Source organism: Micromonospora sp. NPDC092111, from assembly GCF_044755745.1.
Lineage (GTDB): Bacteria > Actinomycetota > Actinomycetes > Mycobacteriales > Micromonosporaceae > Micromonospora.
Window position 1 is genome coordinate 32,062 of record NZ_JBIVRQ010000009.1, and the last position, 14,637, is coordinate 46,698.

Annotated in this window: 11 protein-coding genes and 1 pseudogene; 6 read left to right on the forward strand and 6 right to left on the reverse strand. The window is 73.7% G+C overall.

Annotated features, from left to right (window positions below; translation table 11 throughout):
- Positions 1 to 134: 134 nt before the first annotated feature.
- Positions 135 to 1,520: a type VII secretion protein EccB gene (eccB, locus tag ACIQG9_RS18760; RefSeq protein ID WP_400403870.1), complete on the reverse strand. Its 1,386-nt coding sequence runs from the start codon at positions 1,518 to 1,520 to the stop codon at positions 135 to 137.
- Between the two features lie 40 nt (positions 1,521 to 1,560).
- Here eccB and ACIQG9_RS18765 point away from each other — a divergent pair.
- The 3 genes and pseudogenes from ACIQG9_RS18765 to ACIQG9_RS18775 form a co-directional block, all read left to right on the forward strand.
- A pseudogene (locus tag ACIQG9_RS18765) lies at positions 1,561 to 1,905 on the forward strand (response regulator transcription factor); the annotation flags it as partial.
- 108 nt (positions 1,906 to 2,013) lie between these two features.
- Entirely contained in the window at positions 2,014 to 2,727 is a 714-nt protein-coding gene (locus ACIQG9_RS18770) for a spermidine synthase (RefSeq protein ID WP_400403872.1), read from the forward strand.
- A gap of 125 nt (positions 2,728 to 2,852) precedes the next feature.
- The gene (locus ACIQG9_RS18775; protein WP_400403875.1) at positions 2,853 to 3,032 is read left to right on the forward strand and encodes a hypothetical protein; all 180 of its coding nucleotides are present in this window, start codon (positions 2,853 to 2,855) and stop codon (positions 3,030 to 3,032) included.
- Positions 3,033 to 3,074: 42 nt separating this feature from the next.
- Here the strand turns inward: ACIQG9_RS18775 and ACIQG9_RS18780 are convergent, their stop codons facing one another.
- Positions 3,075 to 3,395: a DMT family transporter gene (locus tag ACIQG9_RS18780; protein WP_400403878.1), complete on the reverse strand. Its 321-nt coding sequence runs from the start codon at positions 3,393 to 3,395 to the stop codon at positions 3,075 to 3,077.
- 228 nt (positions 3,396 to 3,623) lie between these two features.
- Between ACIQG9_RS18780 and ACIQG9_RS18785 the strand changes: the two genes are divergently transcribed.
- The gene (locus ACIQG9_RS18785) at positions 3,624 to 5,306 is read left to right on the forward strand and encodes a long-chain-fatty-acid--CoA ligase (protein ID WP_400403880.1); all 1,683 of its coding nucleotides are present in this window, start codon (positions 3,624 to 3,626) and stop codon (positions 5,304 to 5,306) included.
- 19 nt (positions 5,307 to 5,325) lie between these two features.
- On the opposite strand, the gene ACIQG9_RS18790 is transcribed toward ACIQG9_RS18785, so the two are convergent.
- From ACIQG9_RS18790 to ACIQG9_RS18800, 3 genes are all read right to left on the reverse strand, one after another.
- Positions 5,326 to 7,149 (reverse strand): acyl-CoA dehydrogenase, encoded by a 1,824-nt coding sequence (locus ACIQG9_RS18790; RefSeq protein ID WP_400403882.1) that lies wholly within the window; start codon positions 7,147 to 7,149, stop codon positions 5,326 to 5,328.
- A gap of 162 nt (positions 7,150 to 7,311) precedes the next feature.
- Entirely contained in the window at positions 7,312 to 8,457 is a 1,146-nt protein-coding gene (locus ACIQG9_RS18795) for a fatty acid desaturase family protein (RefSeq protein WP_400403884.1), read from the reverse strand.
- A 14-nt stretch (positions 8,458 to 8,471) separates the two neighbouring features.
- Complete coding sequence (locus ACIQG9_RS18800) at positions 8,472 to 9,563, reverse strand: ferredoxin reductase (RefSeq protein WP_400403887.1); 1,092 nt, start codon at positions 9,561 to 9,563, stop codon at positions 8,472 to 8,474.
- An 83-nt stretch (positions 9,564 to 9,646) separates the two neighbouring features.
- Here ACIQG9_RS18800 and ACIQG9_RS18805 point away from each other — a divergent pair, with 83 nt between their 5' ends.
- Positions 9,647 to 10,870 carry a PucR family transcriptional regulator gene (locus tag ACIQG9_RS18805; protein ID WP_400403890.1) on the forward strand — a complete coding sequence of 408 codons (1,224 nt, stop codon included), beginning with the start codon at positions 9,647 to 9,649 and terminating at the stop codon, positions 10,868 to 10,870.
- A 108-nt stretch (positions 10,871 to 10,978) separates the two neighbouring features.
- Here ACIQG9_RS18805 and ACIQG9_RS18810 read toward each other — a convergent pair whose 3' ends face one another.
- Positions 10,979 to 11,731 (reverse strand): dienelactone hydrolase family protein, encoded by a 753-nt coding sequence (locus tag ACIQG9_RS18810; RefSeq protein ID WP_400403893.1) that lies wholly within the window; start codon positions 11,729 to 11,731, stop codon positions 10,979 to 10,981.
- Positions 11,732 to 12,155: 424 nt separating this feature from the next.
- Between ACIQG9_RS18810 and ACIQG9_RS18815 the strand changes: the two genes are divergently transcribed.
- Positions 12,156 to 14,468: an AbfB domain-containing protein gene (locus ACIQG9_RS18815; RefSeq protein ID WP_400403895.1), complete on the forward strand. Its 2,313-nt coding sequence runs from the start codon at positions 12,156 to 12,158 to the stop codon at positions 14,466 to 14,468.
- Positions 14,469 to 14,637: the final 169 nt, after the last annotated feature.

A 14,637-nucleotide genomic window follows, 5' to 3' on the forward strand; every position in this document is an offset into this window, starting at 1 on the left:
CCACCGGCCAGCAGACACAGCAGCACCCGGCCGGTGACGAACCCCGCGTCCGGGGCCAGCCCCGACCAGTCGAAGGTCCGCAACGGCACGTCCCGGTAGGTGAGGCCGAGGCTGAACTCCGCCCCGCCCAACGGTCAGGCCGGGGCGGCGACCGCCCGGGCGGCGGCCGGGTCGAGGGTGCCACCGGCGGGAACCAGGCTGACCAGGCCGGCGGGGAGCCGCACCGGGGTGACCCCGCGGTAGCCGAGCATGCCGAGCACGTCGCCGTCGGCGAGCACGTACCGGCGGCCCAGGTCGGTGACGACGGATACCGCGCCGCCGCCGGCACCGGGCGCCGCCACCGACTCGACCACCGCACCCCGGCCCGGTTCGACCAGCACGTGGTCGGCCAGCACCCCGCCCCGGCGGTCGGCGGTGCGGGCGGCGCCGGTGACGTCCGGCACGGCAGTCCCGACCCGCACGTCGCGAACCGCGCCGTCGTCGCCGACCCGGGTGCACAGCGCGCCACCGTCCGCCCCGGCCAGCCGGGGCGGGGCGGGCGGCGGCGCGGTCGGCCCGGTCGGCACCAGGTCGGGCAGCTTGGGCAGCGCGGCGAACCGGCCCAGGGTGATCGGCTCCGGCTCACCCTGCCCGGTGCGGGCCATCAGCAGCGCCGCCTGGAGTTCGGTGATGCCGGCCAGGCCGTCCCGCGCGGCGACCGCGTACTGCCGGCCGCCGCTGGAGTTGCGGACCAGGTAGACGTCACCGACGGCGGCTCCGGCGACCTCCGGCGAGGACTCGCCGAGACCGGCCAGCGGGGGCGGGGCCAGGTCGACGCCGGCCGGCAGGGTGTTGAGCAGGGCCGGGGCGACCGGTACGGCCCGTTCCCGGGTGGCGGCCAGCGCCGCGAGCACCCGGGCGGTGTCCCGGAGCAGGTGACGGCGCTGGTGCCAGACCAGGTAGAGGGTCCCGTCCGGGTGCCGGACCAGCACCCCCTCCTCGGCGAGCCGGCGCCCGCCGGTGGCGTCCCGGCCGATCAGCAGCACCGATCGGGGGACGGTGCCGCCGGCCTCGGCCGGATCCAGCGAGCAGACCGTCCACGGGGCGGTGGAGAGCCGCCCGGACGCGGGCAGCGAGTCCGGCGCGTCGGCGATGCCCAGCGGCAGCCCGCGCGGCACCCCCTCGATGGACCGGCGGGACACCAGGACGGTGCGGGACCGCTCCGCCCCGACGATCAGCAGCGCCGAGGCGTAGTTGAGCACCGGGTGCAGCTTGCCGTCACGGTAGACGAACCGGGCACCGGACTCCTTCTCCACCACCACCGCGCCGGCGTCCCGCCACGTCGAACCGCCCCCGGCGAACAGGCCGTAGAGGGCGAACCCACCCAGCCCGATCACCGCCACCAGGACGCTGGCCAGCCCGGCCCCGGCCAGCCGGCGAAACGGCGAACGGGCCGGATCGGTCTCCCGCATGACCAGGGCGGCGACCGCGCGCTGCACGGTGAACTGGTACGAGTGGAGCTGGTCCTGCCGCGACGGCATGGTGTCCCTTCCGGCGAGTCCTCCCGGCGGACAGGATAAGCGTTCCGTCGATGTCCCGGAGACCCTGCGTCGCGCCGCCGGCCCGCCGCACTACGGTGGTCCGGTGCCGCGCGGCACGGTGGTCGACCCCGAGGTGGTCCGCCAGTTGCTGCGCCGCCGCCGTGACCAGCTCGACCGGCTCTCCGCCCGGGAACGGGAGGTGCTCGGGCTGGTCGCCGAGGGCCGGTCCAACGCGGCGATCGCCCGGACGTTGACCGTGTCGGAGGCGGCCGTCGGCAAGCACGTCGGCAACATCCTGGCCAAACTCGACCTGCCACCGACCGAGGACGCGAACCGCCGGGTGCTGGCCGTACTGGCCTACCTGCGCGGCGGGGACGGGGGCTGAGCCGTGGCCCGCCCGCCAGTCGCCCCGGCGGGACGCGCGCCGCGCACGGGGAATCGCCGGCCGCGCCGGTAGCATCCCGGCACGGACGACGAGGTGGAAGGCGGCCGGGTGGGCGCGCGATTCGAGGAACTGGCCTGGCGGGAGACCCCGATCGGCGCCATCAGCCTGCGTCGACGGCGGGATCCCGCCCTCGACGTCGACGTGTACGAGGTGAAGCTCGACGACGAGTTCCTGATGTCCAGCCTCTTCCCGGTCGCGGAGATCGAGCTGGCTCGGCTCGGGCTCGCGCCGCTCGACGGCGACGGTCTCGACGTGGCGGTCGGCGGCCTCGGTCTCGGCTACACCGCCCGTACCGCGCTGGAGGACCCCCGGGTCCGCTCGGTGGTGGTGGTCGAGGCGATCGAGGACGTCATCGACTGGCACCGCCGCCAGTTGCTGCCGTTCGCCGCCGGGCTGGCCGTCGATCCGCGCACCCGGTTCGTCCGGGCCGACTTCTTCGCCACGGTGGCCGCCGGCGGGGGTCTCGATCCGACCACGCCGGACCGGCGCTTCCACGCGGTGCTGCTGGACGTCGACCACTCGCCCCGCAACGTCCTGCACCCGAGTCACGCCGCCTTCTACACCGCCGCCGGGCTGCGCCGGGTGGCCGACCTGCTGCACCCGCGCGGGGTCTTCGCGCTCTGGTCGGACGACCCGCCGGACGAGGACTTCGGCCGGGTGCTGGCCGAGGTGTTCCCGACCTCGCAGGCCCACGTCGTCCGGTTTCCCAACCCGCTCACCGGCGGCGAGTCGGCCAACACGGTGTACGTCGCCCGCCGCTGACCCCGACCGGGCGCTCCGCCGCGTCGGTGGGCCGGGCCTGCCGCCGGCCGGGTTTGCCGGCCCGTCGGGGCATGCCGGCGGGCGGAACGGGATGACCGGGGCAACTGCTGTCGGGGGAGGTGGACATGCGGGCTGTGCTCTGGATCGTCGGTGCCGTCGGTGGTGCGCTCATCCTGCTCGGGCTGCTGCTGGAAGCGGTCCGCTGGCTGGTGGTCATCGGGGTGATCGCGCTGCTCGCGGTCATCGTGCTGGCCTTCGTCAAGGGCCGGCAGTCGGTGCCCCGGCACTCCGCCGGACCACGTTGACCGGTGCCGGAGCCGGCCGCACCCGCACCCGGGGCGGCCGGCTCAGTGCGCCCCGCCGAGGTTGAGCACGACCACTCCCCCGATGATCAGGCCCACTCCCACCACCTTCGGCACGCTCAGCGGCTCACCGAGGAAGACCGCGCCCACGGCGACGATCGCGGCGGTGCCGAGCCCGGACCACATCGCGTACGCCACCCCGACCGGGATGTCCCGGACCGCCAGCGCGAGCATCCCGAAGGCCAGCAGGTAGGCGGCGGCCAGGCCGAGCGTGGGCCAGAGCCGGGTGAACCCCTCGGTGGCCTTGAGCAGGCTGGTGCCGGCCACTTCGGCGGTGATCGCGATCAGCAGGAACAGGTAGGCCATGACATCCCCCTCCGGTGGGTCCCCACATGATCTCCCACCGGCGACCGGCCGCGGCGTCCACCGCGGCCCCGGTGGTCGGCGACCCTCCCGAGGAGGGTGACGCCGCCCCCCGTGCGGCGGGATCCGCGTACCGGGGCGACGACGGTGGTCGACCCTGGGGTGGGAACGGTGCGGCCCGTCACCACCGGCGACGATCCGGCCGACCGACACGACCAGCGAGGGAGACCGATGGACCCGACCACCGAACGACCCTGGCTGCGCAGCTACGCCCCGGACGTGCCGGCCACCATCGCCCCGTCGGACGAGTCGCTGGTGGACCTGCTCGGCGCGGCGGCCCGCCGGTTCGACTCCCGGGTCGCCCTGGACTTCTACGGCGCCACCACCACGTACGCCGAGCTGGCCGACCAGGTGGCCCGGGCGGCGGAGGCGCTGCGCCGGCTCGGTGTCGGGGCCGGTGACCGAGTGGCGCTGGTACTGCCGAACTGCCCGCAGCACGTGGTCGCCTTCTACGCGGTGCTGCGCCTCGGCGCGGTGGCGGTCGAGCACAACCCGCTCTACACCCGGCAGGAACTCGACCACCAGCTCACCGACCACCGCGCCGGGGTCGCGGTGGTCTGGGACAAGATGGCCCCGAGGGTGGCCGGGGCGGGCGCGGTGCGGCACGTGGTCGCGGTCGACCTGACCCGGGCGCTGCCCCGGTCCCGGCGGTGGGCGCTGCGGCTGCCGCTGCCGGCGGCCCGCGCCACCCGCGCCGCGCTCACCGGGCCGGCACCCGGCGCGCTGCGCTGGGACGACCTGCTCGCCGCCGCCGGCCCGCTCGCCGCCGACCACCCGATGCCCGCAGCGGACGACACCGCGCTGCTCCAGTACACCGGCGGCACCACCGGCGCCCCGAAGGGCGCCATCCTGACCCATCGCAACCTGCGGGCCAACGCCGCGCAGGGCCGCGCCTGGATACCGGGGCTGCGCGACGGCGAGGAGACGGTGTACGCCGTGCTGCCGCTGTTCCACGCGTACGGGCTGACGCTCTGCCTGACCTTCTCGGTGGGCATCGGCGCCACGCTGGTGCTCTTCCCCCGCTTCGACCTCGACCAGACCCTGGCGGCGACCCGCCGACGCCCGCCGACGTTCCTGCCGGCGGTGCCGCCGATCTACGAGCAGCTCGCCACGGCGGCCCGCGACCGCGGCGTCGACCTGACCTCCGTCCGGTACGCGATCTCCGGGGCGATGGCACTGCCGCCGGCCACCGTCGAGTTGTGGGAGTCGGTCACCGGTGGCCTGCTCGTCGAGGGGTACGGGATGACCGAGACCTCACCGGTCACGCTGGGCAACCCGGTCGCGTCGACCCGCCGGCCCGGCACGGTGGGGGTGCCCTTCCCGTCCACCGAGGTACGCATCGTGGACCCGGCGGACCCCACCCGGGACCGTGCCACCGGCGAGGCCGGCGAACTGCTGGTCCGTGGGCCACAGGTCTTCGCCGGCTACTGGCAGCGCCCGGCGGACACGGCGGCGGTGCTGCTGCCGGACGGGTGGCTGCGTACCGGCGACGTGGTGGTGATGGACCCGGACGGCTTCGTCTCGGTGGTCGACCGGATCAAGGAACTGATCATCACCGGTGGCTTCAACGTCTACCCGTCGGAGGTGGAGGAGGCGCTGCGCGGGGTCCCCGGGGTCCGCGACGCCGCGGTGGTGGGCCTGCCCAGCGGCCAGGGCGGCGAGGACGTCGTCGCCGCGGTGGTGCTGGACGAGGGGTCCACGACCGACCCGAAGGCGATCCGCACCGCCGTCCGGGAGCACCTGACCGCGTACAAGGTGCCGCGCCGGGTGGTGGTGGTCGACGACCTGCCCCGGTCGCAGCTCGGCAAGGTGCTGCGCCGGGAGGTCCGCGACCGGCTGCTCGCCGACGGCTGACCAGGGCCGACGGGCCCGGTCAGAACCACTCGTCGCGCATCTCCAGGGTGGTCCGGTCGAGGCTGTCCAGCAGGTCGAACCAGGCGGTGGTGCGGGGCAGCTCGTACCGGAAGAAGTACCGGGCGGCCTGCCGCTTGCCGGCGTGGAATCCGGTGTCCGCGTCCCGGGTCGCCGGGTCGACCGCCGCCGCGTCCACGGCGAGCAGTTGCTCCAGCCACATCCAGGCGACCACCACGTGGCCGACGGCCTCCAGGTAGCCGCTGGCGTTGGCCAGGGCGAGCGCCGGGTCGCCGGTGCCCCAGAGCCGGCGGGTGGTGGCGGCGATCCGGTCCACCGCGCGGGCGAGCGGGGCGGCCAGCTCGGCGGCCTCGCCGTCGGACTTCCAGGCCCGGGCCACCGTGGCGCCGATCGTCTCCAGCAGCAGCGCCAGCCCGGCCCCGCCGCGCATGGTGACCTTCCGGCCGAGCAGGTCCAACGCCTGGATGCCGTGGGTGCCCTCGTGGATCGGGTTGAGCCGGTTGTCCCGCCAGTGCTGCTCCACGTCGTAGTCGCGGGTGTAGCCGTAGCCGCCGTGCACCTGGATGGCCAGGTCGTTGGCGGCCAGGCACCACTGCGACGGCCAGCTCTTGGCGATCGGGGTGAGCAGGTCCAGCAGCAGGTGCGCGCGTTCCCGGTCCGCCTCGGCGGGTGCGGTCTGCTGCTCGTCGAGCAGCCGGCCGCAGTAGAGCACCAGCGCCAGGGCGCCCTCCACGTAGCTCTTCTGGGCCAGCAGCATCCGCCGTACGTCGGGGTGGGCGATGATCGGCACCTGCGGGGCGGTCGGGTCCTTGTCGGCCACCGGACGGCCCTGCGGGCGCTGCCGGGCGTACGCCAGGGCCTTCAGGTAGCCGGTGTAGCCGAGCGCGGTGGCGCTCGCGCCCACCCCGATCCGCGCCTCGTTCATCATGTGGAACATCTGGGCCAGGCCCTGGTGCGGCTCCCCCACCAGGTGGCCGACGGCGCCGGGACGGCCGTCCGGGCGGTGCACGCCCTCGCCGAAGTTGAGCAGGGTGTTGGTGGTGCCCCGGTAGCCCATCTTGTGGTTGAGGCCGACCAGCACCACGTCGTTGCGGGCACCGAGCGTGCCGTCCGGGCCGACCAGCACCTTGGGGACGACGAACAGCGAGATCCCCCGGACCCCGGGCGGGCCGCCGGGGATCTTGGCCAGGACCAGGTGGACGATGTTGTCGGCCAGTTCGTGGTCCCCGCCGGAGATCCACATCTTGGTGCCGAAGAGCCGGTAGCTGCCGTCGTCCTGCGGTTCGGCACGGGTGGTGAGGTCGGCCAGTGAGCTGCCGGCCTGCGGCTCGGACAGGCACATGGTGCCGAAGAACCGGCCCTCGACCATCGGACGGACGTAGGTGTCGACCTGTTCGGGGCTGCCGTGGGCGAGCAGCAGGTTGGCGTTGCCCAGGGTGAGGAACGGGTACGCCGAGGTGGCCACGTTCGCGGCCTGGAGGTAGGCGAAGCAGGCGGCGGAGACGACGTGCGGTAGCTGCATCCCGCCGACCGAGGAGTCCAGGCTGGCGGCCAGCAGACCGGTGTCGGCGAACACCTCCAGGGCCCGCTTGACCTGCGGGATGGTCCGGACCCGGCCGTCGACCAGGGTGGGTTCGCTGGTGTCGGCGGCCCGGTTGTGCGGGGCGAAGTGCCCGGCGGCGACCCGCTCGGCCAGGTCGAGCGCGTCGTCGAAGGTCTCCCGGGAGTGCTCGGCGTAGCGGGGGCGCTCGGTCAGCCGGCCGACGTCGAGCCACTCGTGCAGCAGGAAGCGCAGGTCACGACGGGACAGCAGGGTGGACGACACGGGTCTCCTTCCGGCGTGCCGTCTCAGCCACGGCGCAGCCCGGCGACGGCCCTCGCAGGTCATCCTGGCTGATCGGGCCGGCCGGCGCACCCTCGCCGGGCGCGCCCGGTACGCCGACCGCCCGCCCGGCGCGGCGCGGGGCGGGCGGGCGGGCGGCGTGGGTCAGACCCCGGAGGTGGCGAGGGCGCGGGCGGGCCGCTCGTCGACGGCCGGGGCGGCGGCGTCCCGGTTGGGCAGGGACAGCCGGATGACCTTCCACCAGGCGGAGGCGACCTGCTTGGGCAGCGGGCCGGTGGTGTACCTCAGCCCGTACCGGTCGAACAGCGCCCGGACCTGCGGGGCGACCTCCTGGTAGCGCCTGCTGGGCAGGTCGGGGAAGAGGTGGTGCTCGATCTGGAAGGACAGGTTGCCGGTCATGATGTGCATCAGCCTGCTGCCGCTGATGTTGGCCGAGCCGAGCATCTGCCGCAGGTACCACTCGCCCCGGGTCTCGCCCTCGATGGAGTTCTTCGCGAAGGTCTCCACCCCGCTCGGGAAGTGTCCGCACATGATCACCGAGTGGCTCCACAGGTTGCGGATCAGGTTCGCGGTGAAGGTGGCGGCCAGCGTGGTGAGGAAGGACGGGCCGGACAGCAGCGGATGGATCACGTAGTCCTTGAGCACCTGGCGGCGGATCTTGCGGCCCACCGCGCGGGCCCGGGCCCGGAACTCCGGGGCCCTGTGCCGGCCCTTGCGCAGGTTTCGGCCCAGTTCCAGGTCGTACGCGGCGATACCGTACTCGAAGAAGCAGGCGTTGAGCAGGTTCCACAGCGGCTGGCCGAGGTGCATCGGGTACCACTTCTGGTCCTCGTCGACCCGCATGATGCCGTAGCCGAGGTCGTTGTCCTTGCCCAGCACGTTGGTGTACGTGTGGTGCAGCTCGTTGTGCGAGTGCTTCCACTGGTCGGCCGGGGAGACGTGGTCCCACTCCCAGGTGGTGGAGTGGATCTTCGGGTCGCGCATGAAGTCGTACTGGCCGTGCAGGATGTTGTGGCCGATCTCCATGTTCTCCAGGATCTTGGCCACCGCGAGGCCGGCGGTGCCGACCACCCAGGCCGGCGGGAACAGCGAGAAGAGCAGCACCGCCCGGCTGCTCACCTCCAGCGTCCGCTGGGTCTTGATGACCTTGCGGATGTACCTCGCGTCCGACTCGCCGCGCTCGGCGATCACCCGGTCCCGGATGGCGTCGAGTTCCTTGCCGATGATCTCGATGTCCTCGGCGCTCAGGTGCGCGATCGGGTTGTCGGGCTTCTTCTGGATGACGGTCACGTCCGGCCTCCCGGCTACAGGTCGATGTCGCAGGTACCGGCCGCCGCCGACACGCAGGTCTGGATGAGCACGCCGTCACCGGGTACGGCGGTGGTGATCTCCCCGTTGCGCAGGTCCCGCACCGCGCCCTGGCGCAGCGGCAGGACGCAGCCGTAGCAAATGCCCATCCGGCAGCCGGACGGCATCAGCGCGCCGGCGGCCTCGCCGGCGTCGAGGATCGGGGTGGCGCCGTCGGCGGCGACGGTCAGGCCGGCCCGGGTGAAGGTGACGGTGCCGCCCTCGCCGGGTGAGATGACCGTCGGCCGGAACCGCTCGGTGTGCAGCCGGTCGGCGACGCCGGCCGCCGCCCAGTGCTCCTGCACCGCGTCGAGCATGCCGACCGGCCCGCAGGCCCAGGTCTGGCGCTCCAGGTGGTCCGGCACCAGCCCGGCCAGGTCGTCGACCCCGAGCAGGCCGTGCCGGTCGGTGTGCCGCTCGACCAGGCGGATCTCGCCGCGCTCGGCCAGCGCCCGCAACTCGGTGCCGAAGACCACGTCGGCCGGGGTGGGCGCGGAGTGCACCACGAGCACGTCGGCGCGGGTGGGCACGCCGGCGCGCAGCATGCCCATCACCGGGGTGATGCCGCTGCCGGCGGTGAGGTAGAGGATCCGGGCCGGGGTCGGGTCGGGCAGGACGAAGTCCCCCTGCGCCTGGTCGAGCTGGACGATGGTGCCCGGCCGGGTCCGGCGGACCAGGTGGTTGCTGACCCGGCCGTCCGGGATGGCCTTGACGGTGACGCTGATCCGGCCGTCCGGCCGCCCGGGCGGGGAGGTCACCGAGTACGCCCGCCACTGCCGTACCCCGTCGACGTCGACGCCGAGGCGGACGTACTGGCCGGGGGTGTGGCCGCGCCAGGCGCGGCCGGGCTGGATGGTCAGGGTGGCCGCGTCCCGGGTCTCCAGGTCGACGGCGACGATCCGCCCGCGCAGGGCGGCTCCGGCGCGCAACGGCGCGACCAGGTCGAGGTAGTCCTCCGGCAGCAGCGGGGTGGTGACCGTCTCGGCCAGCCGGAGGAACCGGTCCCGGACGGATTTCTTCGCCGGGGGACGCGGGACGGTGGTGGTCATGGGACCAGACTGCTCGCCCGTTCGCATAACATCTTGACCTACGAAGGTGAATTGGACACGGAATCTTGTTCGAGGGGAACAACATGTCGGAGTCTGGGGCCACCAGCCACCTGGGCGGCCGGCTGACGCTGGACGCCCAGGTGGCCGACCGGCTGCGCGGCCGGCTGCCGGTGGTCGCCGAGCGCACCGTCACCGCCATCACCGCCGAGGTGCCCGCCTACTCCGGCACCCTCACCGGCCAGATGCGCGAGAAGATCGAGAACGCGGTACGGATCGCGCTGGGCACCTTCCTGCAACTCATCGAACGGGCCGGGGCATCCGACCCGAGCACCCCGCTGAGCCGGGCGCTGGAGGCCGCGTACGCGCTCGGCGCCGGGGAGGCCCGCTCCGGGCGGAGCATGGACGCGCTGCTGGCCGCGTACCGGGTGGGGGCGCGGGTGGCCTGGCGGGAGGTGTCCGCCACCACCGTACGCAACGGGCTCTCCGCCGAGACGGTCGCCGAGTTCGCCGAGCTGATGTTCGCGTACATCGACGAACTCTCCGCCGCCAGCGTGGCCGGGCACTCCGACGAACTGGCCACCGTCGGCCGGGTCCGCCGCCGCGACCTGGACCGGCTCACCCAGCAACTGCTCGCCGGCGATCCGGAGGAGGTGCTGCGGCGCAGCGCCGAACGGGCCGAGTGGCCCCCGCCGCAGACCCTGACCGTGGCGGTGCTGCCCCGGAGCAACCTGCGCGGCGTGCTCGCCGTGCTCAGCCCGCACACCCTGGAGAGCGGCGAGGAGCTGCCCGGGGTGGAGTGGGCCGAGGAGGCGGCGCTGCTGCTCGTACCGGACATGCACGGCGGCCGACGCCGTCAGCTCGCCACGGCGCTGCACGGGCACCGGGCGGTGCTCGGGCCGGCCCGGCCGTGGACCGGGGTGGCCCGGTCGTACCAGCGGGTGCTGAAGGCCCTGGCCGTCGGCCTGGACCGGCCGGCGGACGGCGCCGCCCTGGACACCGAGCGGCACCTCGCCCGGCTGGTGCTCCACACCGACCCGGAGGCCCTGGCCGACCTGCGCGCCCAGGTGCTGGAGCCGCTGTCCGCGCTGTCCCCGGCGACCGCCCAGCGACTCGCCGAGACGATGCGGTCCTGGCTGCTGCACCAGGGACGCCGCGACGACGTCGCCGCCGACCTGTACGTGCACCCGCAGACGGTCCGCTACCGGATGGGCCGGCTGCGCGAGCTGTACGGCGACCGGCTCAGCGAACCCGCCACGGTGCTCGACCTGACCATCGCGCTGGCCTTCCTCCCGCTCGCCGAGGAGTGACCCGCGCCCGCCGGACCGGACCGGGTCGGGTGGATACGGCAAACGGCGGTATCCCAGCGACCGGGATACCGCCGTTTCCGCGAAACGACGTGGATCGGACGCCCCGGATCACCGTCCGAACGTGCGGTCCAGCAGGTCGAACAGGGCGGCCCAGTGGCGCTCGGTGGCCCGCTCGTCGTACGCGGCGGTGTCGGCCATCGTGAAGCCGTGCCTGGCCCCGGCGTACAGCTCCGAGCGGTAGGTCACCCCGGCGGCGTCGAGCGCCTGCTCCAGCGCCGCGATCTGCGCGGCGGTCATCGATTCGTCCTGGTCGGCGTGGCCGAAGTACAGCTCCCCGGTGATCGCGCCGACGCCCCGGTGCGGGCTGTCCGGCGCGTCGGTGACCACCCGGCCGGCGTGGAAGCTGGCCACCGCCGCGATCCGGTCCGGGTACGCCTCGATCGCGCGCAGCGCGGTGGTGCCGCCCATGCAGTAGCCGGTGATCGCCACCGGACCGGACGCCACGTCGTCCTGGGCGGCCAGGAAGTCCAGGTACGCCCCGGCGTCGCGGGCCACCACCTCCGGCGTGAGCGCCTCGACCAGCGGTCTGATCTGCGCGAAGGCGGCGCTGCGCCGCTGCGGGTCGGCGAGCCCGGCCAGGTCGAACAACGGTGCCCGGCCGGCCCGGTAGAACAGGTTCGGCATCAGCACCAGGTGACCGCGCTCAGCGATCCGCTCGGCCATCTCCACCAGTCGGGGACGCGGCCCGAAGGCGTCCATGTAGAGCAGCACCGCCGGGAACGGCCCGTCTCCGTCCGGCCGGACCAGGCACGCGTCCGCCACGCCGTCGCTCGTCGGGATGTCCACCGATGTCGTGCCCACCGCGTCTCCTCCTCGCCCGGACGCCGTCGCGCCCACGGCGGGAACGCTACCCGGCGGCGGACCGGCCATCCTGCCGGACCGGCCCGCCACCGGCGCGGGGCGGGTGGCTCAGAGGCCGTAGCGGCTCTTGAGGTGACGCCACCAGTCGCGGACCGGCCCAGCCGACCGGTGGCGTCGGCGGCCGAGCGCGCCGCCAGGGTGTCCATGGCACGACGGGAGGCGGTAGTGTAGCGACGTATATCAATACGATTGCGGTCAGTCGGAGGGAAGACCCGGCCGGCGACCGCGACCCGTGTACGCCCGCGCGGGCGACCGCCCGACGTCCACCGCCAGCGCCCGTCGGGCGCAGCCCCTCCGCCGGGCGACTCGTTCCCTCGGAGACGGCATGACACGTCAGAATCCCGTCCGCCCCACGGTCCCCCTGATGCTCGTCCTCGCCCTGGTCGCGAGCCTGCTCGCAGCGACCTCCGGCGCGCAGGCCGCGCCCGCCAGGACACCTCCCCTGACCACCCCGTGGACCGACCAGGCGCTGGTCGGCACCCCGTTGCCGGAGTACCCGCGCCCGCAGATGACCCGCCCGGACTGGCTCAACCTCAACGGGGAGTGGCAACTGCGGCAGTCCGCCACCGACGACGCCCCGCAGTTCGGCACCGACCTGCCCGAGCGGGTCAACGTGCCGTTCCCGGTCGAGAGCGCCCTCTCCGGCGTACAGCGCGCCGCGAACGACAACCGCAACTACCTGTTCTACCGGCGTACCGTGACCGTGCCGGCGAACTGGTCCGGACGACGCGTCCTGCTGCACTTCGGCGCGGTCGACTGGCAGGCCACAGTGTGGGTCAACGGCACCCAGGCGGGCCGGCACTCCGGGGGGTACGACGCCTTCACCTTCGACGTCACCCCGTACCTCGACGGGGGATCCAACGAGATCGTCGTCAAGGTGTGGGACCCCACCGACACCCGGCAGAACGGCAGCCTGCCGCCCATCGGCAAGCAGACCAAGCAGCCCGGTGGCATCTTCTACACCCCCAGCTCCGGGATCTGGCAGACCGTCTGGCTGGAGCCGGTGCCGACCGCCTCGATCAGCAGCGTGGACGTCTACCCGAACCTGTCCGGCAACACGCTGCGGGTCCGGGTGTTCACCCGGGGGGACGTCACCGGCCACAGCGTGCTCGCCGAGGCCCTGACCGGCGCCACCGTGGTCGGGTCGGCCACCGGCGGCTTCACCGAATTCAGCGTGCCGGTGCCCAACGCCCGCCGCTGGTCCCCCGACGACCCGTTCCTCTACGACCTGCGGGTCACCCTCCGCAACGCCGGCGGCGCGCAGGTCGACCGGACCACCCACTACTTCGGCATGCGGGAGATCACCACGGGGGTGGTCAACGGGGTGCTGCGACCGAAGCTCAACGGCCAGTTCGTCTTCCAGGTCGGCACCCTCGACCAGGGCTTCTGGCCGGACGGGCTCTACACCGCGCCGACCGACGCCGCACTCGCCTTCGACCTGCGGAAGCACAAGGACCTCGGCTTCAACATGGTGCGCAAGCACATCAAGGTCGAGCCGCAGCGCTGGTTCTACCACGCCGACCGGCTCGGCCTCCTCGTCTGGCAGGACATCCCCTCGATGACCGCCCAGGACATCAACGCCACCGACGCCCAGCAGACGCAGTTCGAGACCGAGGCGCGGGAGATCGTCGACGAGCACCGCAGCTCTCCCGCCGTGGTGGCCTACACCGCGTACAACGAGGGCTGGGGGGAGCGCGCCCTCGCCGACACCCGTCGGGTCGGACAGCGCCTCAAGGACCAGGACCCGACCCGGCTGGTGAACACCCACAGCGGCCACAACTGCTGCCAGTCCCTCGGCGACCCCGGCAACGGCGACCTCGACGACTGGCACGTCTACCTCGGACCGGACTCGCCGTCACCGTCCGGCGGCCGGGTGGCCGTGCTGGGCGAGTTCGGTGGCCTGGGCCTGCACACCCCGGGCCACGAGTACAGCCCGAACGGCGACTTCTTCGCCTACGAGTGGCAGCCGAACCCGACCGCGCTGACCGACCGGTACGTCGGACTGGTGCAGGGCACGCAGAACCTCATGCTCGGCAAGGGGCTCAGCGCCTCGGTGTACACCGAGATCACCGACCTGGAGGGTGAGCTGAACGGCTTCCTGACCTACGACCGCCGGGTGGTGAAGATGGACGAGGCCCGGGTCCGCGCCGCCAACACCGCCCTGATCAGTGCCTCCCGGACGGTGGGCAGCTCCGCGCCGGTCGCCCTGCCGCTCGACACCCGCCGGTCGTGGCAGGTCACCACGCCGGGATACACCGACCGGTACCTGCGGCACCGGGACAGCCTGGCCTACACCGAGGTGGTCGACGCCGGCAGCCCGGCGCTGTTGAAGAACGACGCGACCTACACCGTCCGGGCCGGACTGGCCGACGCCTCCTGCTACTCGTTCGAGTCGGTCAACTTCCCGGGCCAGTACCTCCGGCACGCCGACTCCCGGGTCCGCAACTCACCGAACGACGGCACCGCGCTGATGCGGGCCGACGCCACCTGGTGCGCCCGGGTCGGGCTCACCGGCTCCGGGGTGTCGCTGGAGTCCTACAACTATCGGGGCCGGTACCTGCGCCACTTCGACTCCCAGGTGTGGCTGAGCAACGGCACCGGCGGACAGGCGTGGAACACCCCCACCCTCTGGGCCGCGGACAGCACCTGGAACGTCACCGCCCCCTGGGCGCCCTGACCGGGACGCGGAGCAGGTGGGCGACCGGAGCGGCGGGACGTGACGAGCTCGGCGACCGTCAGGCGCGGTCGCCGAGCGTGGCGGGATGTCATCGGCGGTCTCCTCGGATCGCCTCCGGTGGCTGGTCGACGGGTTCGGGCAGCCGACCCGGTGGGGTGAACCGGCGGAG

Bases quoted from the DNA above. Each gene is read 5' to 3' on its own strand.
- eccB (WP_400403870.1), bottom strand. From the start codon at position 1,520: ATGCCGTCGCGGCAGGACCAGCTCCACTCGTACCAGTTCACCGTGCAG.
- ACIQG9_RS18775 (WP_400403875.1), top strand. From the start codon at position 2,853: ATGCGGGCTGTGCTCTGGATCGTCGGTGCCGTCGGTGGTGCGCTCATC.
- ACIQG9_RS18780 (WP_400403878.1), bottom strand. From the start codon at position 3,395: ATGGCCTACCTGTTCCTGCTGATCGCGATCACCGCCGAAGTGGCCGGC.
- ACIQG9_RS18785 (WP_400403880.1), top strand. From the start codon at position 3,624: ATGGACCCGACCACCGAACGACCCTGGCTGCGCAGCTACGCCCCGGAC.
- ACIQG9_RS18800 (WP_400403887.1), bottom strand. From the start codon at position 9,563: ATGACCACCACCGTCCCGCGTCCCCCGGCGAAGAAATCCGTCCGGGAC.
- ACIQG9_RS18805 (WP_400403890.1), top strand. From the start codon at position 9,647: ATGTCGGAGTCTGGGGCCACCAGCCACCTGGGCGGCCGGCTGACGCTG.
- ACIQG9_RS18815 (WP_400403895.1), top strand. From the start codon at position 12,156: ATGCTCGTCCTCGCCCTGGTCGCGAGCCTGCTCGCAGCGACCTCCGGC.